Below are 24,462 nucleotides of genomic sequence, written 5' to 3' on the forward strand. Positions count from 1 at the left end.
GTGCCCGGCTACGGACCGCCGCCGGGCGGGTACGGGGCGCCGCAGGGCTTCGGCAGCCCGGAAGGCTACGGAGCGCCGCCCGGCTACGGGGCTCCCGGGGGCTACGGTGCCCCCGGCGGGTTCGGCCCGCCGCCGCCGTATGGCCGGNCGATCTCGAACTACCTGTGGCAGTCGATCGTCGTGACCGTCCTGTGCTGCCTGCCTGCCGGGGTCGTGGCGATCGTCTATGCGACCAAGGTCGACGGTCGCCGGCAGATGGGCGACCTCAACGGGGCGCTCGACGCCTCGAAGAAGGCGCGGATGTGGTGCATCATCTCGGCGATCGCCGGTGTCGCGTCGTTCGTGATCTTTCTCGTGGTGGCCCTGGTCGGCGGCTTCGACAGCAGCTCGAGCACGTCGTACTCGACGCTCGGGCCGGCTGCGGTCTGACGGCGCCCCGCGGTGTCCAGTCCGCCCGGTGGTGAACGTCCGGACCCCGCCGGCCAGCTCGGCGGGTTCGATCAGTCCGGCGGGTTTGATCAGTCCGGCGGGTTCGGTCAGCCGGGTGGTTGGCCGCAGGGGGAACCGGGTGGCTGGCCGCCGCCGGAGGCGGGCGGCGCGGTCGCGACGCCCGCCGAGGACCGGCCCATCCGGACCTACCTCTGGCAGTCGCTCGTCGCGACGCTGCTGTGCTGCCTGCCCACGGGGATCGTGGCGATCGTCTACGCGACGCAGACCCAGACGCGGCTGCAGGCCGGCAATCTCGCGGGTGCCCGGGAGGCGTCGGGCCGGGCCAGGCGCTGGTGCGTCATCTCGCTCATCGCCTTCGTGGTGGTCCTGCTGGTCTACGTCGTCGCCATTGTGATCACTGTGGCGATCGTGTCGCGCAACGACTGATCCCGCCGCTGTCGCCGTCCCGACCCACGGTCTCGCCTGGCGCGGGGCGGGACGGGACGGCCGGCGCCGGCGCCCAGGCGGGATGCTCCCGGGCGGCCCACCAGACCGGCACCGTGCCGGTGCGAATTCCGACCCGTGCGACCGGGTCGTGGGCCGCCATCCACAGGTGCCCGACGACCCCGAAGAACAGACCGTAGGCAAGCAGGTCGTGCACGAACGTGGCGCCGGTGCGGTAGCCGATCGGGATCGGGCCCAGCGGCCCGGCTCCCCACTGCATGATCATGCCGGTACCGAGCATCACGAGGGCGCCCCCCGCGACGAAGGCGGCGAACAGCTTCTGCCCGGCGTTGAACTTCCCGACGCCGGCCACGATCCGGGCCCGGGCGGCGGCCCGCCGCCAGGAACCGAACCGCAGGCTGGCGCGCAGCCAGGCGCGGTCGGCCGCGGTGAACCGGTTGAGCGCCCGCAGGTCGCGGCGGTAGCCGGCCGAGACGGCGGCGACGAGCATCGGCACCGGCAGGGCGAGCCCGGCATAGAGATGAACGGTCTCGACGAGCTGGCGGCGACCGACCAACCGGGCCAGCGGCGGCAGGTAGAGCGTGGCGCCCGTGAGCAGGCAGCAGCCCATCAGGGCCGCGGTCAGCCAGTGCACCCACCGGGGCACCCGGCCGAACCGGCGGACCAGGCCCGACGGGGTCGCGATCCGCCCCGAACCGGGCGCGGGTAGGTCGGCGGGCGACGGCGGCGGATCAGACGGCTTCATCGGCCCGGCCGTTCGACCGGCCGACCCAGCCGTCGACGTCGTACCCCTGGCGTTCCCAGTAGCCCGGGGTGACCGTGTCGACCACCTCGATCTCGCCCAGCCATTTGATCGACTTGTAGCCGTACATCGGCGCCACGTACAGGCGGACGGGCCCGCCGTGGTCGTGCGTCACCGGCGCGCCGAGCATGGTCAGGGCTACCAGGACGTCCGGCCGGGTGGCCTGGGCGAGGGTGAGGCTTTCGGTGTAGACGCCGTCGAAGGAACGGAAGGTCAGCGCGGTGGCGGCGGGCTGGACGCCGGCCGCCGCGAGCAGGTCGCGCAGCAGCACGCCCGACCAGTGCACCGCCCCGACCCGCCAGCCCGTCACGCACTGGAAATCGCGCACGAGGGTCGTCTGCCGCATCCGGGCGAGATCGGCCAGCGTCAGCGTCATCGGCCGGTCGACCAGGCCGTGCACGCGCAGCCGGTAGTCGTCCGGGCCGAGCCTGGGGACGCTGGAGGTCACCGTGTAGTAGCGGAAACCCCCGACGGGCACGAGATCGGACAGCCCCGTCGGGTCCTTCTCGCGGATCGGGGTGACCACCCGCTCGACGGCTCGCTCCACCGGCGCCCCGAACGCGACCCCCGCGGCACCGAGGGCGACCATGCCGAGGACGACCCGTCGTCCCACCGGCGAACCCTCGGATGCCACACCGTCCAGTGAACACCGCCGCCGGCGCGGCCGGCCGCGGCCCTGGCGATTGACAGCGTTCCCCAAGGTTCGGGCCGCCGTCAGCCCGGGCGGGCCTGAGGTTCGGGCCGCCGTCAGCCCGGGCGGGCCGCCGTCAGCCCGGGCCGTTGCGGCCCCCGACGGCGGCCAGGACGCCCAGCAGGACGACGCCGGCGGCGGTGGCGGCCAGACACCAGGCACGGCAGCGCCGGGAGGCCAGCCGCGCGCCGGCCACGTCCCCCCGGGCGAGCCGCTCGCTGGTCCGCATCGAGTACACCAGCCCGAACGCCCCGACCGGCGCGCACAGGATGGTCGCCACGATGGACAGACCAAGGTGGCTGCGAACCCGCACGGCCCGGTGGCTGGGCGCTCGCCGCTGCGGCAGTCGATCCTCGCCGTCCGCCCGCGTACGGATCGGCAGCCAGGCCCGTGGATCATGCGGATCGAGCCGCGGATCCGGCACGCTCCAGGGCTCGCCCGCGGCCTGGACGCCGTTCTCGCCTCGGGAACTGCTCCCGGTGCGGATGCCGAAGCCGGTGCGGATGTCGAAGCCCGCCTGAACTTCGAAGCCCGCCTGAACGTCGGAGCCCGCGCGGATGTCGGGGTCGGTGCGGAGGTCGGGGTCGGTCCGGGTGGTGGAGTCGGTGCGGGTGGCGGAGCCCGCGGCGCGGGCGGTGGCGGCTGCGCCGGCCGGCCGCATCGGCGGGTACGCCGGCCAGGCCGCCCGGCGATGGGGGTGGGTGCCCGGCCCCTGGGACCGGCTCGTCGGGTAGCCGGTCGAGTAGTGGTGACCGCTGGAGAAAAAATGGTGGCCGGTGGTCTCCCCGGCGCCCGCGGCCCGGTGGGCGGAGCGCCGGGCTCGGACGTCCGCGGCTGGTGAGGCCGGTGCGGTTGGCGAAGTCGATGCGGTTGGCGAAGTCGGTGCGGCGGGTGAGGTCGGTGCGGCCGGTGCGGTTGGTGTCGCCGGCGGGGTGGACGCGGCTGGCGGGGTGGCGCGTGTGTCCCGGTGCGGGCGGCTGAGGCGGCCGGTGCGGGCGTCGTAGTCGTCGCGCCACTTCTCCAGCAGCTCGTGCGAGGCGACGATGAGCTGCATCGCGCGGACCGAACCGGGATGCCGGCTGGCCGGGTTGTCCGGGTGGTGGACGCGGACCCGGGCCCGGTAGGCGCGGCGGATCTCGGCGCGGTCGGCGGACCGGCTCACGCCGAGGACGGCGTAGGCGTCGGTCCCGTCGAGTTCGCGGACGAGCCGGTCGAACGGGCTCACCGGGCAGGGCGATCGCAGCCGGCGGAGCGCCGCTGCCGTGTCGGAGGCGCCATCCGATCCCCTGTCGTCGTCAGCCGGGCACGTTAGGTGGTAATCATAGGCTTTTGTCTGGCCGGGCGTCTGCCCTCATGACATAAGAGTGATCAGGCGGTGACATCGCGGCGCGCCAGAGTGATNGCGCCCAGCAGGGCGGCGCCCATCGCGTAGGCCGTACCGACGAGCAGCGCCGTCCCGTAGCCGGCGTCGCTGACGCCGCCCTGGCCGATCGCGTCGAACACGAGGCCGGGCAACACCCGGTTCGACGCGCCCCACGACTCCTGGATGATGTGCTCGATCGGGAACGTCCAGGCGACCCCGACCGCCAGGGTGAGCGCGGTCGAACGCAGCACGAGCCCGAGCACCGTGCCGGCCACCCCGAAGAAGGCGGCGGCGACCAGCGCGTTGAGGTAACCCGAGGCGAGATGCCGCACACCGTCGCCGCTCCACCAGGCGGACGTGTCGATCCCGCGCAGCGTCGCGGTGACGTACCCGACGCCCACGCTCAGGACGACCGCGCCGATCAACGCCGCGGCGGTCAGGGCGAGCATCACCGACATCCGACCGGCCAGCCAGCCCAGCCGGCGGGGTTCGCGCAGGAACAGTGTTCGCAGCGTCCCCTGGCTGTACTCGAGGGTGATGGTGATCGCGAAGACGAGGAAGATCAGCAGCCCGGTGAAGGTGCTGCCGCTGATGAAGCCGAGGGCCATCCCGTCCGCCGCCGACACCTGGCCGGTGGTGACGCCGAAGCCGCCCGACCCGCCGGCGCCGGCCGCGCCGGGTCCGCCGGCATCGGCCAGACCGAAGAGCAGAGCGGTGGACAGCACGCTGAGGACGGCGAGAATCGCCATCGCGACGGCGGTGCTCGGCCGCCACAGCTTGATCAGCTCGGCGCGCAGGGATCGCCGGGCCGCCAGGACGAGGTTCATCGGGCAGTCTCCACGTTGGTCGTGACGTGCGGGGGAGGCGTGACGTGCGGGGGAGGCGGGACGGCGGCGTCGGCGCGGGACTGCGCGACCAGGCTCTGGTAGCGGTCCTCCAGGCTGGGCCGGCGCGGCGAGATCTCGATGAGGGTGATGCCGTGGGCCGCGGCGGCCCGGTTGATGCCGGCGAGCAGGCGAGCGTGCTCCCGGGAGTCCGGCGGCCCCGCGCTCAGGCTGGCGACGACCTCGTGGGCCCCGCGGACCGCCGGCACGGACAGGCCGGCGAGCAGGTCCGCGACCAGCGCGAGGTCCTCGTCGTGTTCGGGGCGCAGCACGACGTCGTGAGTGCGGGTGGCCATCAGGTTCTCGGTCGGGCCCTGGTAGGCCANNCGGCCGCCCTCGACGACGATCAGCCAGTCGCAGATCTGCTCCACCTCGGCGAGCAGGTGCGACGAGATCAGCACCGTGCGGGTGCGGCTCGGGCCGCCGGACGGGGCGGGCGCGCCGGACGGGGCATCCGCCAGCGTGCGGATGAGCTCGCGCATCTGGCGGATGCCGGTGGGGTCCAGACCGTTCGTCGGCTCGTCGAGGATCAGCAGGTCCGGGTCGGCGAGCAGGGCGGCGGCGATGGCGAGTCGCTGCTTCATGCCCAGCGAGTAGGACCGCACCCGGTCGCCGCCGCGGCCGGTCAGGCCCACCTCGTCGAGGATGCCCTCCACCCGGGCGGGATCCTGGCCGCCGAGCGCGGCGAGCGCGGTGAGGTTGCGAGCCCCGGACAGCGCCGGGTACAGCGCCGGACTCTCGATCAGCGCGCCGACCCGCGGCAGGTAGGCGGCGGGCGCGTGCAGCGGCCGGCCGAGCACGGTGCCGCGCCCGCCACTGGGGCGGACCAGACCGAGCAGCATCCGCAGCGTCGTGGTCTTGCCGGCGCCGTTGGGCCCGACGAAGCCGGCGACGACACCTTCGGGAACGGCGACGTCCAGCCCGTTGACCACGGTGCGCCGGCCGTACCGTTTCGTCAGGCCGCGGACGTCGATGGCGAGACGGCGAGCCGGGTCCGCCTCGTCCAGGGCTCCGTCGGGCCGGGGGACGGGAACCTCGCTCCGACCGTGAGGGTGGGCCGCCGCGGTGCGCCGGCCTGTGGTTGTCGTCATGCCGATCAGCGTGCCGGCGCGAACGGGGGACGTCGTCCGTCAGCGGACGACACCGGTGTACGCAAGCGAGCGTGTCCCGGCCGCGTTCCCGGTACGCGCCAGGTGCCGGCTCAGACCAGGCCGGCCTGGTTGGCCAGGACGGCGAGCTGGGCCCGGTCGCGGGCGGCCAGCTTCACCATCACCCGGCTGACGTGGGTGCGGGCCGTCGCCGGGCTGATCACCAGGCGGGCGGCGATCTCGTCGTTGGACATCCCACGGCCGACGAGGCTCATCACCTCACGTTCACGTACGGTGAGCCCGCTCAGATCCGGGGCCGTCACCGCCGGTCGGCGGGCGAACGTGTCGATGACGAGCCTTGTCACCGTGGGCGACAGCAGCGATTCGCCCNCCGCCACCACCCGGATCGCCCGCAGCAGGTCCGCGGGCTCGGTGTCCTTGAGGACGAAGCCCGAGGCGCCGGCGCNCAGGGCCTCGAAGACGTACTCGTCGACCTCGAAGGTGGTGACGATGACGATCCTGGTCGCGGCCAGCCGTGGGTCCGCCACGATCGTCCGCAGCGCCGCCAGGCCGTCGACCACCGGCATGCGGATGTCGAGCAGCACCACGTCCGGCCGGGTGGCTCGAACGATGTCGACGGCAGCCCGACCGTCCTCGGCCTCGCCGACGAGGTCGAGATCGTCCTCGGTCTCGATGAGGACCCGCAGCCCGAGCCGGACCAGCGGCTGGTCGTCGGCGATCACGACGCGAATCACGCGCGCACCTGCGCCCGCTCGCGGCGCGNCAGCGGCAGTTCGGCGCGGACCTGCCAGCCGCCGCCGGGCCCCGGGCCGGCGAACAGGACCCCGTCCAGTTCCGCCGCGCGTTCACGCAACCCCGTCAGTCCCTGGCCGCCCGGCCTCTGCCCGCCGGGGAGCGCGTCGTGCGCCCGCTCGGACGCCTGCGCCCGCTCGGACGCCTGTGCCGGCCCGGACGCCTGTGCCGGCCCGGACGCCTGTGCCGGCCCGGACGCCTGTGCCGGCTGTGGCGACTGTGCCGGCTGCGACGGCTCGGGTGGCTCGGGCCGGTCGGTGACGTCGAGGGCGAGCCGGCCTCCCGCCGTGGCCAGGGTCACCCGGACCCGGGTTCGGCCCGGCGGTGCGTGGCGCAGGACGTTCGTCAGCGACTCCTGGATGATCCGGTAGGCGGCCAGGTCGAGGTCGGCGGGTAGCCCGGTCAGCAGGTCGCCGTCGTCCTCGGTGACGAGCTCGATCGGGACGCCACACAGGCGCACCTCGTGCAGCAGGGTCGGCAGTCGGCCCAACCCGGTCAGCGGCGGCTCGGGCCGCGGGCTCGCACCGGCCGTGACCCGGGGATCGCCCGATCCTGCCCGCTCGCCCACGGGCGAGCGGTCGTCGACCGCGACGGCCCCGCCTGCGCGGGGCCCGCCTGCGCGGGGCCCGCTGACGAGAGTGATGCTGGTGTCGGTGCCACCGCCCTCGTGCTGGCCGTCGCCGGCGCCGGTGCCGCCGCCCTCGTGCTGGCCGGTTCCGCCGCTCTGCTGGCCGGCGCGGGTGAGGGCGAGGGTGGAGCGCAGCTCGTCGAGCGCGTCGACGCTCGTGCGGCGGATCGCCTCCAGGGCCACCTGGGCCTGCTCGGGCCGCCGGTCCAGCACGTGCAGGGCCACCGCGGCCTGCAAGGAGATGACCGACAGGCTGTGCCCGACCACGTCGTGCACCTCGCGCGCCATCCGCAGTCGTTCCTGCTCGATCCGGCGTCCGGTCGCCTCCTGGGCGGCCTGGGCCGCGGCGACGCGGTTGAGCCGGATCAGTGCGCCGACCAGCGCCGGCACGCTGCACAGCGCGATCCCGCCGACCGTCTCGAACACCAGCCCCCAGCCGCCGGTGGCGTAGCCGCGGGCATCGCCCACGGCCGACCCGACCAGCAGGGCGACGTTCGCGACCAGCACCGCCCGCCGGGACGCACGCCGATCGTGGTGCAGGCCGACGGACAGCGCCGCCACGACCAGGGGAGTGACCGCCGGGCCGTGCGGGTAGCCGGCGGCGAAGTACAGACCGAGCAGCAGGCTCGTCGAGAGCAGCATCACCAGCGGCACGCGGCGGCGCAGCAGGACGGTCCCGGTGAGCAGGGTGAGCAGCACGAAGGCCGGCGCGTCGAGGGCCCGGGCGGGTGGGACCTGGTCCTGGGCGGCACCGTTCGACCCGCCGATGACCACGGCGGCGGTGGCGACCAGCGCCATGACATCGCACACGGTCCGCAGGGGGCCCCGGCGTCGCACCCGGGCGCGGCCGGGCGGCGGCGACGGGCGCGCGAGTGCCAGCGCCCGCGCGGCCGCCGATCTGTCCGTGCTCGTCATCACCGTCGACGGTAGCGAGCCGGTGGCGTCGGGACATCCGTCCCTGGACGTACTCGACGTACCTGCCCCGACGTACCTGCCCCGACCTGCCTGCCCCGACCTGCCTGCCTGCCCCGACCCTGCCGTGACGTGCCTGCCGTGACCTGGCCACCCCGACGTACCTGCCGCGGCCTGCCGACCGGGAGGCGCCCGGCTTGTTACGCTCCCGACCGGATCCGGTGGATGCCGTCGGCGGGGAGGCCGCATGCTCGTGTCGGGAACGCCGCCGACGTTGCTGTCACTGTGGTATCTGGCGGCCTGCCTGGCCGATCGGGGCGACCGGTTGGAGTACCGGCACCCCCTGGTCGCGGTCCGCAACGCGAACAATGTGGTCGTCGGCGGGCTGGACGTGGTGCGGGGCGAGCCGGCGGCCTCGGCGGTCATCCGCGGGGACGGCTGGTGGTCGCGCGCGGTGCTCGGCACCGCCGCCGCGGCCCTGCCGCCGATCGACGGCAGGGCGCTCACCGGGCTGTGGGCGACCTTCCAGGGCAAGGCGGGCGCGGTGGCGCTGCTGCCGGCCGAGCTGCGCCACGCCCGGATCGAGGCGGCGGCGGCCCGGGCGGGCGTCCCCGCCGCCCTCGCCGGCCGGCTGTTGAGCTGGTCCGACGCGGTCGTGGAACACTTCCGCCAGCAGCCGGTGATCGGATGATCATCGCCATCGAAGGTGTCGACGGGGCGGGCAAGAACACGCTGACCGGCCGGCTCGTCGCCCGGCTCACCGACGCCGGGCGCAGCGTGGCGACCCTCGCCTACCCGCGCTACGACGCCGAGCCCCTCGGACCGGCCATGCGCGGGCTNCTCGGGGGCGATGCGCGGCTCGCCCCGCTGGCCGCCGCCCCCCGCGCCACGGCGATGATGTTCGCGCTCGACCGGGCGGCGTCGCGGCCCGCGCTCGACGCCCTGACCGACGCCAACGACGTGGTCATCCTCGACCGGTACATCGCGTCGAACGCCGCCTACGGCGCGGCGCGGCTGCCGGCGGCCGAGCGGGCGGGCTTCCCCGCCTGGGTCGCCGATCTCGAACTCGGCTCGCTGGCCCTGCCAGCCCCGGACCTGCAGGTGCTGCTGCGGGTGCCGGTCGCCAAGGCGCGGGCGGGCGCGGCGGCGCGGGCGGGCGACGACCCGGACCGGCCGCTGGACGCTTTNGAGAGCGACGGCGGGCTGCAGGAGCGGTGTGCGCGGATGTACGAGGATCTGGCGGCCCGAAACTGGATTTCGCCCTGGTTGATCGTCGACCGGGACAGCGCTGTCGGCCTCATCGAGGGGTGGCTCGGCGCCCTGCTGCGCTGATCGCGTCGCGTCGCGGCTCCCCGGACCCTGACACTCACAGATCACCGAGGGGCATGNGGGCTAGCAGCCGACGAGGCAGCTCGGCAGGACGATCGGCGGCATGCGCACGACGACGCCGGGATCGGCGCGCGAGCGGTGGTCGTGCGGCGCGGGCGCCGGGGTGTGGTGCGACGTGGACGGTGNCGCCGCGGTCATGGCCGGCTGGCCGGCGCCCGCGGTGCTGACGGCACTCGGGCCGACCGAGGCCGGGGCCGTCGCCGGCGAGTGCCGGATGGTGGCGGGCCGAGGCGGGGACACCGGGTCCTTGCGCCCGAGCGACGGCAAGGTGGTGCCTCCGCCGGCCACGACCGAAGCGGCGGAGGAGGGATGGCCCGCAGGAGGCCGGCCGGGCACGGGCGCGGCGGTGGTGCCGCCGGTGGCGGAGGGGGTCGGCTCCCCGGCACCGACCGCGTCGTCCGGCGCGGCGGCGCCGCGCTGCCCGATCAGCACCGCGACGGCCACGGCGGCGATGGCCACGATCCCCAGGCCAAGCTGCGGGAAGGTGATCCGGTGGATGCTCCCTCGGTGCACGCTCACGCGGGCTCCATCCGTCGACGGCGACGACGGCCGGACCGTAGCACGTGTACCTCAGATCGGGACACTACCGCCTGATCCGTGCACTACGGACACTCGGCAGAGCCCGCCCGGAACCGCACCGGTCAGACGGAGGTCAACGCCTGCGCGCGCCGTGCCAGTCGGGCCTGGGTGTGTTCGAACTNCTCCTGCTGCTGCGCGGCGGCCGCGTCGAGGCCGGCGAGGAAGGTGGCGACCTCCTCGCGGGCTTGTTCGCCCGCGGCGTCCAGCCCCGTCAGGTCGAAGAAACGCCACTGGCGCAGGATCGGCGCCACCACGTCGTCATGGTGGACACGCAGGTTGTAGATGCCGGCCCGGGCGATCTGGATGGCCTTGCGGCCGAAGTCGCGGATGCCGACGCCGGNCATCACGAAATTGAGGATCTCGTCCCGGATGGCCTCCACCGTCCGGGACGGGGCGATCTCCAGCGCGGCGGCCACGAGATTCCGGTAGAAGATCATGTGCAGGTTCTCGTCGGCGGCCACGCGGGCCAGCAGCTTCTCGGCGACAGGCTCCCCGCAGAAACGCCCCGTGTTGCGGTGGCTGACCCGGGTCGCCAGCTCCTGGAAGGACACGTACGCCATCGACTGCAGCGGCGTGATGCCGGGCCGATCGAAGCCCCGGCTCATCTGGTACATGCGGTCACGTTCGAGGGCGACCGGGTCGACCCCCCGGGTGACCATCAGGTAGTCGCGCATCGCGATCGCGTGGCGGCCCTCCTCGGCCGTCCACCGGTGCACCCAGGTGCCCCAGGCGCCATCCTGGCTGAAACCGTCCGCGATGACCCGGTGATAGCTCGGGAGATTGTCCTCCGTGAGCAGATTGACCTCGAAGGCGATCTGCGCCGCCTTCGACAGGGACGACTGGCCGGGCTCCCAGGGAACGGTGTCGNAATCCCGGCCCAGGCTCCAGGGGACGTAGTCGTGCGGCATCCACTCGGTGGCGATGCCGAGATGCCGGTTCACGTTCGCCTCGGCGACGGGCTCCAGCTCGCGAATCAGCTCGGTGTCCGTGAGTGATCTCATTGGGAGACTGTTCCAGACTGGACGCCCGCCAACCATGTCCCACGGGTGTGGATTCCCGCTCGCGGGACTGTTCCGCCCGGCCAGTTCGCCTGCGCGACCAGGGCTTTCCCACCGGGCCGAGGGGGCCCCGCCGACCTGCGATACCAGCCCCTTCACACGGAACTCTCACGATGCTCCGATGAACTCGGCATCCGGGCCGCCCAGCCACGAGACAACGAGGGAGCCGGACATGGTCGCAGCCCCACGGGTGCTCGTCGTCGACGACGAACCCAACATCGTCGACCTGCTCCGGATGGCCCTGCGCTTCCACGGCTTCGACGTCCTGACCGCGGCGACCGGGCGGTCGGCGCTGCAGCTCGCGGTCCAGGNCCGTCCGGACCTGATGATCCTCGACGTGATGCTGCCCGACGTCGACGGCTTCGAGGTCTGCCGGACCCTGCGGGCCGGCGGCCAGAGCGTGCCCGTCGTCTACCTCACCGCCCGCGACGCCCACCGCGACAAGATCGCCGGGCTGACCTACGGCGGGGACGACTACGTCACCAAGCCGTTCGCGGTGGACGAGCTGGTAGCCCGCGTACGGGCCGTGCTGCGCCGGACGTCGCCGCCGCGGCCCGAGCCCGCACCCGATCCGCCGGCCACCACCCTTCGCTTCGCCGACGTCGAACTCGACCCGGACACCCATGTCGTCCGCCGGGCCGGCGAGCCGATCGAGCTGTCGCCGACCGAGTTCACCCTGCTGCGGTACTTCCTGACCAACCCCAACCGGGTGCTGTCCCGGGTGCAGATCCTCGACGCGGTGTGGAGCTACGACTTCGCGGGCGAGCCGACGGTGGTCGACCAGTACGTCAGCTACCTGCGACGCAAGCTGGGTCGGCACGGGCCGTCGCTCATCCACACGCAGCGCGGCTTCGGTTACGCGCTGCGTCTGCCTGCGGCGGGGACCGGCCGGTGACCCTGCGGCTGAAGCTGATGGCCGGGCTGGTGGCGCTGTGCGCCCTCGGCCTGACCATCGCCGGCACGGCGAGCGCGTTCGCCCTGCGCTCCTATCTCTACGACCGCGTCGACCAGCAGCTCGGCCGCGCCGAGGTGCTCGGTCGGCTGCCGGTCGCAACCCTGCTGACCCGCCCGTCGAGGCTGGACCGAGCCGGGATGGAGCGGGCCGTGGGCCCCACCGACTACCTGGTGGAGATCCGCCGCGCCAACGGCACGGTGCTGCGGGTGGCCGGATCCGCGAGCCCCCCGCCGCCGGCCACCCCGCTGTTGGACGTCGCCGGGCGCGCCGGCATCGGCGGTGCGAGCGGCGGGGCGGGCGGCGGCGGCGCCGGTACTGGCACGGGCTCGCCGCGGAGCCCGGCTCCCTTCACCGTCGTCGCCGATCGCGAGCGTTACCGGGCGGTCCAGCGCGCCTTTCCGGGCGGCACCCGGGTGCTCGTCGCGCTGCCGCTGCGGCCGGTCGCGGACACGGTGCGCCGGCTGGTGCGCATCGAGCTGGCGGTCGGGGCGGCCGTGCTCGCCGCGGTGGCCGCCCTGGCCTGGCTGTGGCTCACCCGCGGCCTGCGCCCGTTGCGCCAGATGGTCGGCACCGCGGCGGCGATCGCCGGCGGCGACCTCGACCGGCGGGTGCCGGCGGGGCCGCCCCGCTCCGAGACCGGGCAGCTCGCGATGGCGCTCAACGCGATGCTCGGCCAGATCCAGACCGCGTTCGACGCGCGGGTGGCCTCCCAGGAGCAGGTGCGTCGGTTCGCCGCGGAGGCGTCGCACGAGCTGCGGACGCCGCTGACGTCCATCCGCGGATATGCCGACCTGCTGCGCGCCGGGATGGTGCCGGCGGACGAGGCCGACCAGGCGCTGCGCCGCATCCAGCAGGAGGCGGCGCGGATGGGTGACCTCGTCGACGACCTGCTCTACCTCGCCCATCTCGACGAGCAGCGGCCGATGCGGCGGGTCGAGCTCGACCTCGCCGACCTCGTCCGCGACGCCGTCGCCGACCTGCGCGCCGCCGCCCCGCAGCGTGCGGTGCACGCCGAGCTCCCGCCGAGCTGCCCCGTGCTCGGCGACCCGGACGCGCTGCGCCAGCTCGTCGGCAACCTGCTCGCCAACGCCCGCGTCCACACTCCGCCCGACGCGGCCGTCGAGGTGCGCCTGCGTGCTGGAGGGCCCGGGCCCGGGCCCGGGCACAGGCTCGGGCCCGCGCCGGGCGGCGCCGTGCTGGACGTGATCGACCACGGGCCGGGCATGCCGCCCGAGGTCGCCGACCACGTCTTCGACCGCTTCTACCGGGCCGCGGACAGCCGGGCCCAGGGCCGCGGCGGCAGCGGGCTGGGCCTGTCGATCGTCGCGGCGACGGCGCAGGCCCACGGCGGCCGGGTCGAGGTCATCAGCGCCGTCGGCACCGGCAGCACCTTCCGCCTCCTGCTGCCACCGGATCATCAGCTACCGGGTGACGCCGTCGGCCTGACCGCGCCGGGTGGCGTCGGGGCCGCGGTGCTGTAGAGGCGGGCGAGGGCGGCGGCGGCGCGGGCCAGAGCGGCGCGCAGCTCCGGAGGATCGACCACCTCCAGCTCGGGGCCGAGCGCCAGCAGCTCGCCCTGCGCGTGCCGGACCGACTCGATCGGCAGCCGCGCGCGGACCCACCCGTCCCCGTCCGGCGGCTCCGCGCTGTCCCGGATGCTCCGGCTGACGGCCGGTGGCAGCCGGTACGGCGCCAGCGCGAGCCCGGCCGGGGACAGGCGCACGGTCGCCGTCGCACGATAGACCGCGGCCTCGTAGCGGGCCGTCCAGGCGGCCCAGTAGGCGGCGAGGTCGAAGTCGGGCGACCGCTCGAACCCCTCCCCGGTCGGCGCCAACGACAGGATCCTCCCGATCCGGTACACCCGCGTCCCCGCGGGCGCACCCGCCTGCTCGGTCCCCCCGCCGTCGCCGGTCCCCCCGCCGTCGCCGGTCTCCTCGCCGTCGCCGGTCTCTCCGCCGTCGCCGGTCTCTCCGCGGTCGCCGGTCTCCTTGGCGTCGCCGGTCTTCTTGGCGTCGCCGGCCGTTTCTGCGGCGGCGACCAGGTACCAGGTGCCGCCCTTGAGGACGAGGCCGAGCGGGTCGAGGACGCGGTCGACCTCGCGGGGGGCCCGCCAGCGCCGGTAGGTGACCCGGAGGCGGCGCTGCGCCCAGACCGCGTCGGCGACCTCGGCGAGCAGCGGCGTGTCCTCGGTCGCCCGGAACCAGCCGGGCGCGTCGAGGTGGAAGCGTTCGCGCACCCGGCCGGCCCGCTCGCGCAGCGGCTCCGGCAGCGCCGCCAGCAGTTTCAGTTCGGCCGCCGCGAGCATGGCGCCGAGGCCCAGCTCGGCGGCGGCCCCCGGCATCCCGGCGAGGAACAACGAGTCGGCCTCGTCCGCGGTCAGGCCCGTCAGTCGAGTGCGGTAGCCGGCAAGCAGCCGGTAGCCGCCGGTGACGCCGCGGTCGGCCAGAACCGGGACGCCGGCCTGCGCGAGGGAGTCCAGGTCCCGGTGGACGGTCCGGACGGACACCTCCAGCTCGTCGGCGAGCTGGCGCGCCGTCAGCTTGCCGCGCGTCTGCAGCAGCATCAGGACGGACAGCAGCCGGCTGGCACGCACGCCCGCATTGTCGCCCGCAAATCCTGACAGAGGAAGTCAGGTATCCCGCCCAGGATGGGTGGCACAGGCAACACCACCAGGTCCGATGGGAGATCATCATGGCGGGAACGGGAACGGAAGCGAGAACGGAGACGCCCGGCGGCACCGTGGCCGAGGGCGTGACGCCTGCGGCGGGCGTCGCGACGGCGGCGTGGGCAGGGTTGATGCTCGACTGTCCGGACGCCAAGGAGCTCGCGACCTTCTACGGTGAACTGACCGGCTGGGGCGTCGGCGGCGCGGACGACGCGGGCGCCTGGGCCTACCTGAGCCCGCCGGGAACCGAGATCATGATCGGGTTCCAGCAGGTGGCGGACTACCACCCGCCGCGTTGGCCGGATCAGGAGGCGCCGCAGCAGTTCCATCTCGACTTCCGGGTCGCGGACCTGCCCGCCGCCGTCGGCCGCGCCGAGGAACTCGGCGCCACCCAGGCGGAGTTTCAGCCCGGCGGCGAGCGCTGGCGGGTGCTGCTCGACCCCGCCGGGCACCCCTTCTGCCTGTGCCCGCCGCCCCCCGCCGCCCCCGCCGACGCGGGCTGACGCCGAGCCCGGCGTGACCCCGTCGCCGCAAACGTCGCGACGCCCGCCGCCGCGACCGGCTGACGGCGGCCCGGCCGCACGGCGGGGGACGTGGGGCCGGGGGCGTGGGGCGTGAAGAAGGTGAAGTAGTCAGCCCATGGTGCGGGCGCCGTCGAGGGACTCGCGCAGGATGTCGGCGTGCCCGCAGTGGTGGGCGGTCTCGGCGATGAGGTGCAGCAGGACCTGCCGCACCGACCAGCTTGCGCCGGGCTCGAACCAGGGCGCCGCGGGCAGCGGACGGGCGTCGTCGAGGTCCGCGACCTCGGCGACGATCCGCTCGGTGCGGCGGGCGACCTCCTCGAAGCGGTCGAGCACGCCGGCCAGCGTCTCGCCGGGCGACAGCTGGAAGTCCTCGCGGAACTTCTGCTCGCGAGCTGTCATGTCGCCGTCGAACGCCGCGGCGCCGACGAGGACGAAGTCCAGCCACTGGTACTCCATGACGGCGACATGCTTGACCAGGCCGGCGAGGGTCAGCTCGCTGACCGTGGTGCGCCGTGAGGCCTGCTCGTCGTCGAGGTTCTGCACGGTGAACCGGAGGAAGGCACGGCGCCGCGCCAGGTTCGCCAGCAGATCGGCGCGCTCGCCGGTGAGCGCGGGCCGGGCCGTGGCGACCCCCTGCCCCCCGTCCGGGGCGGCCGTGGTCGCGTCGGTGGCCGTGGTCGGGCCGGTGGCTGTGGTCGGGTCGGTGCTCATGGTGGTCATCGTCTGTCGCCTCTCGTCGTCGGTCCGCTGACGTCGACGTTAGGGGCGATTGCGGTCAAGTCCTGGCCTCAATCATGAGAGGCGTGCAGGCACGGTGCGGTTCCGCGGAACCGCGATCGGCGCGACCGCGACCGCACGGTTGCCTGCGGTGCGATGCGATGCGCACGGTTCGCCGGTGCCAGACCGCGCAGGACGCACCGCGACCGGTCCCTGCCGTGGTTCGTACTCGCTCGTCTACCGCAGGTCGTAGACGCGGCGGGCGTTGTCGGCGCAGACGAGTCGGGCGATCCGGGCAGCGTCGGCGGCGGTCCAGGCGTCGTCGTCGATGCCGTCGGCGAGGAAGGCGGCCAGGCCGCGGCGGAACAGCGTCGCGCCGAGCAGGAACAGCTCGCCCAGCGCGTAGGCGTCGGTGGAGAACAGGAACTTGCCGAACGGGGCGAGTTCGAGGGCCTGCGCGATCAGGCCGATGGAGCCGCGACCCGTGTTGTTGATCGCGAGCCCCAGGTCGAGGTGGACGTTGGCGAACACCTGGGCGAGGTAGGCGGCCTCGCGGTGGAACGGATAGCAGTGCAGGAGCAGGACGGCGACCTCGGTCGGCGCGATCGCCCGCAGCAGGCCGGTGAGCAGCAGCGGGTTGCCGCGGGCGAGATCCAGATCGGCGTCGCCGTAGCCGACGTGGATCTGCACCGGCAGCCGCGCCTCGACCCCACACCAGATCAGGAACGAANGCAGTACGGGGTCGTGCAGCCGGATCGCGGCGCNACCCCGGATCTCGTTGATCCAGGTGCGGGTGGCGGCGGCGACCTCCCGATCGGTGGGCCGCCGCGCCGGCAGGGCCAGCCCGGCACGGTAGGCCGCGACCGACTTCACCGCGACCGTCGACGGGGTGCGCTCCGCCAGCCGGGCGCNCACCGTGTCGGCGAGGTGGGCGACTCCGATCTGCCCGGTGAGCACGTCCACGGCTGCCCGTTCCGCGATCCGTTCGAGACGTACGACGTCGAGCCCCCGTCCGCCGGCGAACGCGGCGAGGTCCTCGGCGCAGGTCAGCGGCTCGGGCTGGAAGCCGGTGTCGACGCAGAAGGTGCTGATTCCGGACGCACCGAGCAGCCGCCGGTGCACCTCGGCGTGGCCGAGTTCGGCCCGCCGCTCCAGGTAGGTCTCGGGATCGGAGTGCGGTGGCAGGTCGAGCGCCGGGGCGCACCAACGCCGCAGGGCGAGGCCGATCTGGCTGTCGAACAGCGTCGTTCCGGGTGGACCGGGCCGATCGGCCTCGGTGAGCATGCTCTCGAACTCCGGGCGGGTGAGGTCACGCCGGACGAGGCCGTGGCAGTGATGGTCGACGAGCTCAAGCTCAAGGTTGACGAGGTCGGGTCGGCCGACGCCTGCGGAGCGCCCCATCCCTGANCGATCCCCGCCGGGCGGCGTGGTCATGCCTGNCCGAAGCCGTCACCTTGTGTAATCGAACTCTGTGTGCAGGGCCTGTGGATAACTTGTGGATTACTTTGGCCTGCCTGGGGACAGTCGACCCGAACATCGGTGATGTTGGCGTGTTTTCAGATCTTCTTGCCGAGGCGAAAGCTGTGGACAACTCCGTGGACGGCCGCCGGATGCACGGTGGGCATCCCGGCTGGAGCGCGACTCAAGCTTACTTTCCGTAATGGTTGGGCCGGTGTGGGCGGGGTCTCGTCCGGTGTCTCACCCGACATCGGGCCCGCGGGCGCGCGAGCATGGTGCCAGGCGAGACCCACCCGGGGCGGGATCCGTGGGGAAGGCGACATCCGTGGGACAGCGATATCCGTGCCGCAGGCGGCATCCGCGGGAAGGCCGATCGTGAGCGACCCTGCGTGGGACCGGGNCGCGCTGCGGATCAGCGCCAACGGCGGCCGCGAGCGCGACCGACTCGCCGCCGCGGCCAGGCATGCGGCGACGAACCTGGAGGTCCGCGGCGTCGTCTGCGTCGCCTGCACCTTCGTCGACAACAGCGGCATCACCCGGATGAAGGGCGTGCCGGTCGGTCGGCTGGACAGGGCGGTGGTGTGGGGCGTCGGCGCGTCCCCGGTGTTCGACGCGTTCGGCGCCGACGACGGGATCACCACCGGCCGCGTCGCCGGCGGCGCCCTTGGCGGCCCGGTCGGCGACCTGCGGCTGCATCCGGACCTGGACCGGCTGACCGCGCTCGCCGCCCAACCCGGGTGGGCGTGGGCGCCGGCGGACCGCCGTGATCAGAGCGGCGCGCCCCATCCCCAGGACACCCGGCAGCTCGTTCGGGTCGAGGCGGCGCGCCTGGCCGCACGCGGGCTACGGGTCGCGATGGCCTTCGAGATCGAGTGGGCCGTCGCGCCGGCCGGTGCCGACGGGTTCACTCCCGCCGCCGGTGGCCCCGCCTACGGGATGACCCGCGTCGCCGAGCTCGGTGACTACCTTCGCGACGTGGTCGCGGCGCTGACCGAGGAGGGGCTCGTCGTCGAGCAGATCCATCCCGAGTACGCGGCCGGCCAGTTCGAGGTCTCCGTCGCCGCCCAGGACCCGCTCGCCGCCGCGGACACCTGCGTGCTGGTGAAGGAGACCGTGCGCGCGGTCAGCGGGCGCCACGGCCTGCGCGCCTCGTTCGCGCCGAAGGTCCTCGCCGACGGCGTCGGCAACGGTGGGCACGTCCATCTGAGCCTGTGGGGCGATGGCGATGGCGATGACGGCAGTGGCGTGGGTGGCAGTGGCGTGGGTGGCAGTGGTGATGATGGTGGTGCTGGTGGCGACAGTGCGGCCCGGCCCGGCGGGTACCTCGGTGGATACGGGGCGGGGCCGGGCACTGCGGCGGGCGGCGTGGTGGTGGGGGGCTCGTCGGCGGGCGGCGGGTGGCACGGCGGTGGTCGGGTCAACCTGATGGGGGGCGGGAACGGCCCGGGTGGCCTGACCGCGACCGGCGAGGCGTTCGCCGCCGGGATTCTCGCCCGGCTGCCCGCGCTGATGGCGCTCGGCGCGCCGAGCGTGGCCTCCTATCTGCGGCTGGTGCCGTCCCAGTGGGCGAGCGCCTACGCCTGCTGGGGACTGGAGAACCGGGAGGCCGCGCTGCGGATGATCCCCGGCCCGCCGGCGGCCGGGGGCCGGGCGGCGAACCTGGAGATCAAATGCTTCGATCTCGCCGCCAACCCCTACCTCGTGGCGGCCGGTCTGCTCGCCGCCGGCCACGCCGGCCTGGACGGCGCGGCGAGGCTTCCCCCGCCCGTCGACGTCGACCCGGCCTCGCTCGACCCCGCCGAGCGGGCCCGGCGGGGCATCGCCCGGCTGCCGACCGACCTCGGCGTGGCCGTCGCCGCCTTCGCGGCAGACGACGTCCTGCGCCGCGCCTGCGGTCCGGCGTTGCACGACACCGTCGCCACGGTCCGGCGCGCGGAGATCGACCGGTTCGCCGACGCCGACGCGGCCACCGTCGTGGCCGCCACCCGCTGGCGCTACTGACCCGGCAGCGCCGCCCCGCGCTCAGACGACGCGGTGCAGCCCGGCTGCCTGGACGGCCCGCTCCAGGTCGGCCAGGCCGAACGCCTCGACCGGGCCGAGCGCGCCGACGCGGCGGACCGTGCCCGCGNCAAGGTGCCCCGCCATCCAGGCCATGATCCGCCCAGTGAACGTGTACGGGTCGTGGCCGGCCAGCGCGGCGGTGGCGAGCTCCCGGCCGGCGCCGTCACGGGCGCAGGCGATCACCCGAACCCCGGCGCGCGCCCGGTTCGGCGCGTCCGGGCCCCGCCCGCTGGTCGACCGGGCGGCGCGGGCCAGCGCGCCGAGCGCCGCCCGCGTCGGTGGCAGGCGCCGCAGCCCGGCCAGCGGGAACGACAGTGCCTGCGCCGCCCGGGTACCGCCATCACCGCCGCCGAAGTAGGTGGAGACGTCGGTCAGCGCCGGCGCCAGGCGGGGCAGCGTGATCGCCTCCCCGCCGGACCACAGCGCGCCGCGCCGGGCTCCCCGCACCGCCTGATCGGCAGGCCGTGCCCGGCCGGCAGTCCCGGCCTGGTCGACGGGCGTGGCCCGGGCGGCGGGGGCGGAGAACGCGCGCACCTCCCGGGCGAGCGGGCGCTGCACGAGTCGGCCGTCGCGCAGGACGAGGACGCCGTCGCCGAGGGCGGCCAGCAGCGTCGCCCGTGTTCCGCTGCTCATCCCCGTGGGCCCGCTGACGAGGTAGCCGACGTCGAGCCGGCGGGCCGCGTCGCCGGCCGCGTGCAGGGCCAGCGCGCCGGCGAGGTTGCCCGGTACGAACTCGAAGCCGGCGCCGGGGAGCAGCACGCAGCCGGCCGCCGCCGCCCGCGGCCCGACGTCGGCGAAGACGTGGCGCAGGAACGCCCCCTCGCCGGAGCAGTCGACGTAGTGCGCCCCCGCCGCCGCGGCCGCCGCCACCGCCGGGCGGCCGAGCTGGTCGAACGGGCCGACCGTGGAGACGAGCACGTCGCCCGCGCGCAGCAGCCGGCGCAGCGCTGCGGCGTCGGCGGCGTCGGCCACGGCGGTCGCCAGCCCGCCGTGGGCGGCGGCGAGGGCGGCGACCCGCGGGCCGGCGCGCCCGGCCAGCACCGGCCGGTGCCCGGCCGCGACGAGCTCGGCGGTGACCAGCCGGCCCGTGTAGCCGGTCGCCCCGAACACCACGATGGTCCCCGTGGTCTCGGCGCCCGTCGTCTCGGCGCCCGTGGTCGCGGCGACCGTCGGCGGGGAGCCCGGTGGCATGGAGTCCGGCGACTGCATGAAGTTCTCCGGCGGCGTGGGGGTACCGCCCGCCACGGCTACCGCCGTGCCTTGGTTCTCCATAGCGCCGTCCTTGTGGTGACGTTAGTCCGAACAGTCGATCGTGACCCCCGACACGTTGCTTTGGNGCGTGGGAGCATCGGCCCCTCACAATGATGCGCACCCCGTCCGAGGAGGCGCGCGTGCGTAAGGTCCTGGTCGCAAATCGCAGTGAGATAGCCGTCCGCGTCTTCCGAGCCGCCCAGGAACTGGGGCTGCGCACCGTTGCGGTCTACACCCCGGAGGATGTTTCCGCGTTGCACCGGACGAAGGCGTCCGAAGCGTACGAGCTCGGCGGGCCGGGTCATCCGGTGCGGGGCTACCTCGACATCGACGCGCTGCTCACGGTGGCCAAGCAGGCGGAGGCGGACGCGCTGCACCCCGGCTACGGCTTCCTGTCGGAGTCGGCGGTGCTGGCCGAGGCGTGCGCGGCGGCGGGGGTGACCTTCGTCGGGCCGCCGCCGTCGGTGCTGCGGCTGACGGGAGACAAGGTCGCCGCGCGCAACGCGGCGATGGCGGCCGGGCTGCCGGTGCTGCGCGCGTCCACGCCGCTGCCGGACGGGCAGGGCGCGGCGCAGGCGGCCGAGGAGGTCGGGTTCCCGCTGTTCGTGAAGGCCTCGGCGGGCGGCGGCGGGCGGGGACTGCGCCGGGTGGAGCGGGCGGCGGACCTCGCCGACGCGGTGGCCAGCGCCTCCCGGGAGGCCGCGGCGGCGTTCGGCGACGGGACCGTGTTCCTGGAGCAGGCGGTCGATCGCCCCCGTCACATCGAGGTGCAGGTCTTCGCCGACTCCTACGGCAACATCATCCACCTGTACGAGCGGGACTGCTCGGTGCAGCGCCGCCACCAGAAGGTCGTCGAGATCGCCCCGGCGCCGAGGCTGGACGAGGCGATCCGGGCGAGCATCTGCGCGGACGCGGTCCGCTTCGCCCAGCACGTCGGCTACGTCAACGCCGGCACCGTCGAGTTCCTCCTCGGCGCCGACGGCCAGTACACGTTCATGGAGATGAACCCGCGCATCCAGGTCGAGNACACGGTCACCGAGGAGGTCACCGGCGTCGACCTGGTCGCGGCCCAGCTGCGCATCGCCGACGGGGAGAGCCTCGCCGACCTCAACCTCGGCCAGGACCAGATCGCCCTGCGCGGCACCGCGATCCAGTGCCGGGTCACCACGGAGGACCCGGCGGACGGCTTCCGGCCCGACACCGGGACGATCAGCTTCTACCAGTCTCCGGGCGGCCCCGGCGTCCGCCTCGACGGCGCGACCTACGCCGGCGCCGAGGTCAGTCCCTACTTCGACTCGCTGCTGGTGAAGNTGACCGCGCGGGGCAGCACGCTGGAGAAGGCGGCGCGCCGCGCGCGCCGGGCGCTCAACGAGTTCCGGGTCCGCGGCGTCCGGACCAACATCGACTTCCTGGGGCGGGTGCTCACCGACCCCGACTTCCTCGCCGGCGGGGTGACGACGTCGTTCATCGACGAGCGTCCGGAGCTGCTTCTGCCCGGCCGGGGTACCGACCAGACCAGCCGGACGCTCGCCCGCCTCGCCGAGAGCACCGTCAACGGGTTCCGGCGACCGGCGCACGCCCTGGTAGACCCGCGCATCCGGCTGCCCGAGCTGCCGCTGCTGCCCGACGGCCAGGGGGTGGCGATCGGCCCCGGCTCGCCCGCCTGCCTCGGCACCGGCACCGGTGGCGGCAGTGGTCAGGGGCTGTCCGGCGCGGGCCTCACCGGCGTCGCGGTGCCCGCCGGCTCGCGGCAGCTGCTCACCGAGCTCGGCCCCGCCGGCTGGGCGGCGCGGCTGCGCGCCCAGGAGGCGCTGGCCGTCACCGACACCACCCTGCGTGACGCCCACCAGTCGCTGCTGGNCACCCGGCTGCGCAGCTTCGACATCCTCGCGGCGGCGCCGTCGTTCGCCGCCCTGACGCCGAACCTGCTCAGCCTGGAGGCGTGGGGCGGGGCGACGTACGACGTGGCGCTGCGGTTCCTGGCCGAGGACCCGTGGGAGCGGCTCGCGGCGCTGCGGTCCACCGCGCCGAACCAGTGCCTGCAGATGCTGCTGCGCGGCCGCAACGCGGTCGGCTACACGCCGTACCCGGACGACGTGGTGCGGGCGTTCGTCGCCGAGGCCGCCGCGACCGGCGTCGACATCTTCCGGATCTTCGACGCCCTCAACGACATGGAACAGATGCGCCCGGCGATCGAGGCGGTCCTGGAGACCGGCACGGCGATCGCCGAGGGCACCCTGTGCTACACCGGCGACCTGTCCGACCCCGGCGAGCAGATCTACACCCTCGACTACTACCTGCGCCTCGCCGACCAGCTCGTCGCCGCCGGCGTGCACGTGCTGGCGATCAAGGACATGGCCGGGCTGCTGCGCCCCGCCGCGGCGGCGACGCTGGTCACCGCTCTGCGCGAGCGGTTTGACCTGCCCGTCCACCTGCACACGCACGACACGGCCGGCGGCCAGCTCGCCACCCTGCTCGCCGCGTCCGCGGCCGGGGTGGACGCCGTCGACGCCGCCGCCGCGCCGATGTCCGGCGGCACCAGCCAGGTGAACATGTCGGCGCTGGTCGCCGCGACCGACCACACCCCGCGGGCGACGGGGATCGCGCTGTCGGCGCTGTCGTCCATGGAGGCCTACTGGGAGGCGGTGCGCGACCTGTACGCGCCGTTCGAGGCGGGCCTGCGGGCGCCGACCGGGGCGGTGTACCGGCACGAGATCCCCGGCGGGCAGCTCACCAACCTGCGCCAGCAGGNGATCGCGCTGGGGCTCGGGGAGCGCTGGCCGGCCGTGCAGGAGGCGTACGCGGTCGCCAACGAGCTGCTCGGCAAACCGATCAAGGTGACGCCGACCAGCAAGGTCGTCGGCGATCTGGCGCTGTTCCTCGTCGGCGGCGGGGTGGACGTCGCCACGCTGCGGGAGCATCCCGAGCGCTTCGACCTGCCCGCGAGCGTCCTGGGCTACCTCGCCGGGGAGCTCGGCACGCCGCCGGCCGGGTTCGCCGAGCCGTTCCGGGAGCGGGCGCTGGCCGGCCGCCACCCGGCGCCGCCGTCGGCCGACCTCGACCCCGCCGACGCCGCCGAGCTCGCCGTCCCCGGCGCCCGGCGCCGCGCGGCGCTGTCCCGGCTGCTGTTCCCCGGCCCGTGGAAGGACTACCTGGCCGCCGCCGACAGCTACGGCGACTCGTCGCTGGTCCCGACCGAGCCCTACCTGTACGGGCTGCGGCCGGGCGTGCCGGTGGCCGTCACGCTGGAGCCCGGCGTCGAAATCATCATCGAGCTGGAGACGCTGTCCGAGCCGGACGACGCCGCCATGCGAACCCTGTACCTGCGGGTCAACGGCCAGCCCCGGCCGGTCCGGGTCCGCGACAACTCCATCACGGCGACGACGGCCTCGGCGCGCCGTGCCGACCCCGGCGACGCGAACCAGATCGGCGCCGGGCTGCCCGGCATCGTCACCTTCACCGTCGCCGCCGGGGACACCGTCACCCAGGGCCAGAAGCTCGCGGTGGTCGAGGCGATGAAGATGGAGGCCGCCGTGACCAGCCCCGTGGCCGGCACCGTCGGCGAGCTCGTCCGCGCCAACGGCGACTCCGTCGAGGTCGGCGACCTGCTGCTCGTCGTCCGCCCCTGACCGACGGGCTCGACTGCGCACCCGCGGGGCCCGCCGCGCCATCCCGGCGGCGGGCCCCACGGGACCGCACTCCGCGTCAGGAAGCTCCAGATGTCAGGAAG

At 74.7% G+C, this 24,462-nt stretch carries 13 protein-coding genes and 20 pseudogenes; 16 read left to right on the forward strand and 17 right to left on the reverse strand.

The features are described from left to right. The first annotated feature begins 162 nt into the window (after positions 1-162). Positions 163-429 (forward strand): CD225/dispanin family protein, encoded by a 267-nt coding sequence (locus UK94_RS03475; RefSeq protein ID WP_256804497.1) that lies wholly within the window; start codon positions 163-165, stop codon positions 427-429. Positions 430-441: 12 nt separating this feature from the next. Next, on the forward strand, positions 442-876 hold the full coding sequence (locus tag UK94_RS03480) for a CD225/dispanin family protein (protein ID WP_011601907.1): 435 nt from the start codon (positions 442-444) through the stop codon (positions 874-876). On the opposite strand, the gene UK94_RS03485 is transcribed toward UK94_RS03480, so the two are convergent. The 8 genes and pseudogenes from UK94_RS03485 to UK94_RS38710 form a co-directional block, all read right to left on the reverse strand. Continuing rightward, positions 845-1,639 (reverse strand): cytochrome b/b6 domain-containing protein, encoded by a 795-nt coding sequence (locus tag UK94_RS03485; RefSeq protein ID WP_011601908.1) that lies wholly within the window; start codon positions 1,637-1,639, stop codon positions 845-847. The genes UK94_RS03480 and UK94_RS03485 overlap by 32 nt on opposite strands. Continuing rightward, positions 1,626-2,285 (reverse strand): molybdopterin-dependent oxidoreductase, encoded by a 660-nt coding sequence (locus tag UK94_RS03490; protein ID WP_011601909.1) that lies wholly within the window; start codon positions 2,283-2,285, stop codon positions 1,626-1,628. Before UK94_RS03490 ends, UK94_RS03485 begins: the two co-directional genes overlap by 14 nt. Before the next feature lie 178 nt (positions 2,286-2,463). Then, the gene (locus tag UK94_RS03495) at positions 2,464-3,612 is read right to left on the reverse strand and encodes a CD225/dispanin family protein (protein WP_011601910.1); all 1,149 of its coding nucleotides are present in this window, start codon (positions 3,610-3,612) and stop codon (positions 2,464-2,466) included. Positions 3,613-4,573: 961 nt separating this feature from the next. Further along, a pseudogene (locus tag UK94_RS38690) lies at positions 4,574-4,959 on the reverse strand (ABC transporter ATP-binding protein); the annotation flags it as partial. 2 nt (positions 4,960-4,961) lie between these two features. Next, a pseudogene (locus tag UK94_RS38695) lies at positions 4,962-5,725 on the reverse strand (ATP-binding cassette domain-containing protein); the annotation flags it as partial. A gap of 110 nt (positions 5,726-5,835) precedes the next feature. Beyond that, positions 5,836-6,112 (reverse strand): LuxR C-terminal-related transcriptional regulator (locus UK94_RS38700; protein WP_235486335.1); only part of this gene is annotated, 277 nt, incomplete at its 5' end. Position 6,113: 1 nt separating this feature from the next. Further along, a pseudogene (locus UK94_RS38705) lies at positions 6,114-6,188 on the reverse strand (DNA-binding response regulator); the annotation flags it as partial. A 1-nt stretch (position 6,189) separates the two neighbouring features. Then, positions 6,190-6,477: pseudogene (locus UK94_RS38710) on the reverse strand (response regulator transcription factor); the annotation flags it as partial. Positions 6,478-8,322: 1,845 nt separating this feature from the next. Here UK94_RS38710 and UK94_RS03520 point away from each other — a divergent pair. From UK94_RS03520 to UK94_RS38725, 4 genes and pseudogenes are all read left to right on the forward strand, one after another. Continuing rightward, a complete protein-coding gene (locus UK94_RS03520; RefSeq protein ID WP_041938745.1) occupies positions 8,323-8,766 on the forward strand; it encodes a hypothetical protein in 444 nt (147 codons plus the stop codon). Then, positions 8,763-8,914: pseudogene (locus UK94_RS38715) on the forward strand (dTMP kinase); the annotation flags it as partial. The gene UK94_RS03520 and the pseudogene UK94_RS38715, both read left to right, overlap by 4 nt. A 1-nt stretch (position 8,915) precedes the next feature. Beyond that, a pseudogene (locus UK94_RS38720) lies at positions 8,916-9,262 on the forward strand (dTMP kinase); the annotation flags it as partial. A 1-nt stretch (position 9,263) separates the two neighbouring features. Then, a pseudogene (locus UK94_RS38725) lies at positions 9,264-9,407 on the forward strand (dTMP kinase); the annotation flags it as partial. Positions 9,408-10,165: 758 nt separating this feature from the next. On the opposite strand, the pseudogene UK94_RS38730 reads toward UK94_RS38725, so the two are convergent. The 3 pseudogenes from UK94_RS38730 to UK94_RS38740 all read right to left on the reverse strand — a co-directional run. Further along, a pseudogene (locus UK94_RS38730) lies at positions 10,166-10,383 on the reverse strand (acyl-ACP desaturase); the annotation flags it as partial. A gap of 1 nt (position 10,384) precedes the next feature. Further along, positions 10,385-10,910 (reverse strand): annotated as a pseudogene (locus UK94_RS38735) (acyl-ACP desaturase); the annotation flags it as partial. A 1-nt stretch (position 10,911) separates the two neighbouring features. Continuing rightward, a pseudogene (locus tag UK94_RS38740) lies at positions 10,912-11,044 on the reverse strand (acyl-ACP desaturase); the annotation flags it as partial. Here UK94_RS38740 and UK94_RS38745 point away from each other — a divergent pair. From UK94_RS38745 to UK94_RS03545, 3 genes and pseudogenes are all read left to right on the forward strand, one after another. After that, positions 11,043-11,412 (forward strand): annotated as a pseudogene (locus tag UK94_RS38745) (hypothetical protein); the annotation flags it as partial. The pseudogenes UK94_RS38740 and UK94_RS38745 overlap by 2 nt on opposite strands. Before the next feature lies 1 nt (position 11,413). Continuing rightward, positions 11,414-11,996 (forward strand): annotated as a pseudogene (locus tag UK94_RS03540) (response regulator transcription factor); the annotation flags it as partial. Next, complete coding sequence (locus UK94_RS03545) at positions 11,993-13,537, forward strand: HAMP domain-containing sensor histidine kinase (protein ID WP_055748688.1); 1,545 nt, start codon at positions 11,993-11,995, stop codon at positions 13,535-13,537. The pseudogene UK94_RS03540 and the gene UK94_RS03545, both read left to right, overlap by 4 nt. Here the strand turns inward: UK94_RS03545 and UK94_RS03550 are convergent. Next, the gene (locus UK94_RS03550) at positions 13,474-14,649 is read right to left on the reverse strand and encodes a WYL domain-containing protein (protein ID WP_011601921.1); all 1,176 of its coding nucleotides are present in this window, start codon (positions 14,647-14,649) and stop codon (positions 13,474-13,476) included. The two genes, UK94_RS03545 and UK94_RS03550, sit on opposite strands and share 64 nt — an antisense overlap. 203 nt (positions 14,650-14,852) lie before the next feature. On the opposite strand from UK94_RS03550, the gene UK94_RS03555 reads away from it, so the two are divergent. Beyond that, a complete protein-coding gene (locus tag UK94_RS03555; RefSeq protein ID WP_041940110.1) occupies positions 14,853-15,224 on the forward strand; it encodes a VOC family protein in 372 nt (123 codons plus the stop codon). Positions 15,225-15,353: 129 nt separating this feature from the next. On the opposite strand, the gene UK94_RS03560 is transcribed toward UK94_RS03555, so the two are convergent. The 4 genes and pseudogenes from UK94_RS03560 to UK94_RS38760 all read right to left on the reverse strand — a co-directional run. After that, positions 15,354-15,956, reverse strand: coding sequence for a DinB family protein (locus UK94_RS03560; protein ID WP_235486337.1), 603 nt, complete (start codon positions 15,954-15,956; stop codon positions 15,354-15,356). Between the two features lie 243 nt (positions 15,957-16,199). After that, the coding region (locus UK94_RS38750) for an amidohydrolase family protein (protein WP_235486339.1) at positions 16,200-16,692 on the reverse strand (493 nt) is incomplete at its 5' end. A 35-nt stretch (positions 16,693-16,727) separates the two neighbouring features. After that, positions 16,728-16,873 (reverse strand): annotated as a pseudogene (locus UK94_RS38755) (amidohydrolase); the annotation flags it as partial. Between the two features lies 1 nt (position 16,874). Beyond that, a pseudogene (locus UK94_RS38760) lies at positions 16,875-17,363 on the reverse strand (amidohydrolase); the annotation flags it as partial. Positions 17,364-17,821: 458 nt separating this feature from the next. Between UK94_RS38760 and UK94_RS03570 the strand changes: the two are divergent. Continuing rightward, positions 17,822-19,421, forward strand: a pseudogene (locus UK94_RS03570) (glutamine synthetase family protein); the annotation flags it as partial. Between the two features lie 128 nt (positions 19,422-19,549). Here UK94_RS03570 and UK94_RS03575 read toward each other — a convergent pair. Continuing rightward, positions 19,550-20,753: pseudogene (locus UK94_RS03575) on the reverse strand (saccharopine dehydrogenase NADP-binding domain-containing protein); the annotation flags it as partial. Positions 20,754-20,872: 119 nt separating this feature from the next. On the opposite strand from UK94_RS03575, the gene UK94_RS38765 reads away from it, so the two are divergent. From UK94_RS38765 to UK94_RS38785, 5 genes and pseudogenes are all read left to right on the forward strand, one after another. Next, positions 20,873-21,757 (forward strand): biotin carboxylase N-terminal domain-containing protein (locus tag UK94_RS38765; RefSeq protein ID WP_235486341.1); only part of this gene is annotated, 885 nt, incomplete at its 3' end. Between the two features lies 1 nt (position 21,758). Continuing rightward, positions 21,759-22,042 (forward strand): annotated as a pseudogene (locus UK94_RS38770) (carbamoyl phosphate synthase); the annotation flags it as partial. 1 nt (position 22,043) lies between these two features. Further along, positions 22,044-22,592, forward strand: a pseudogene (locus tag UK94_RS38775) (pyruvate carboxylase); the annotation flags it as partial. 1 nt (position 22,593) lies between these two features. Continuing rightward, positions 22,594-23,483: pseudogene (locus tag UK94_RS38780) on the forward strand (pyruvate carboxylase); the annotation flags it as partial. Between the two features lies 1 nt (position 23,484). Further along, positions 23,485-24,361: pseudogene (locus UK94_RS38785) on the forward strand (biotin/lipoyl-containing protein); the annotation flags it as partial. Positions 24,362-24,462: the final 101 nt, after the last annotated feature.

Source organism: Frankia sp. AvcI1, from assembly GCF_001420875.1.
Lineage (GTDB): Bacteria > Actinomycetota > Actinomycetes > Frankiales > Frankiaceae > Frankia > Frankia alni.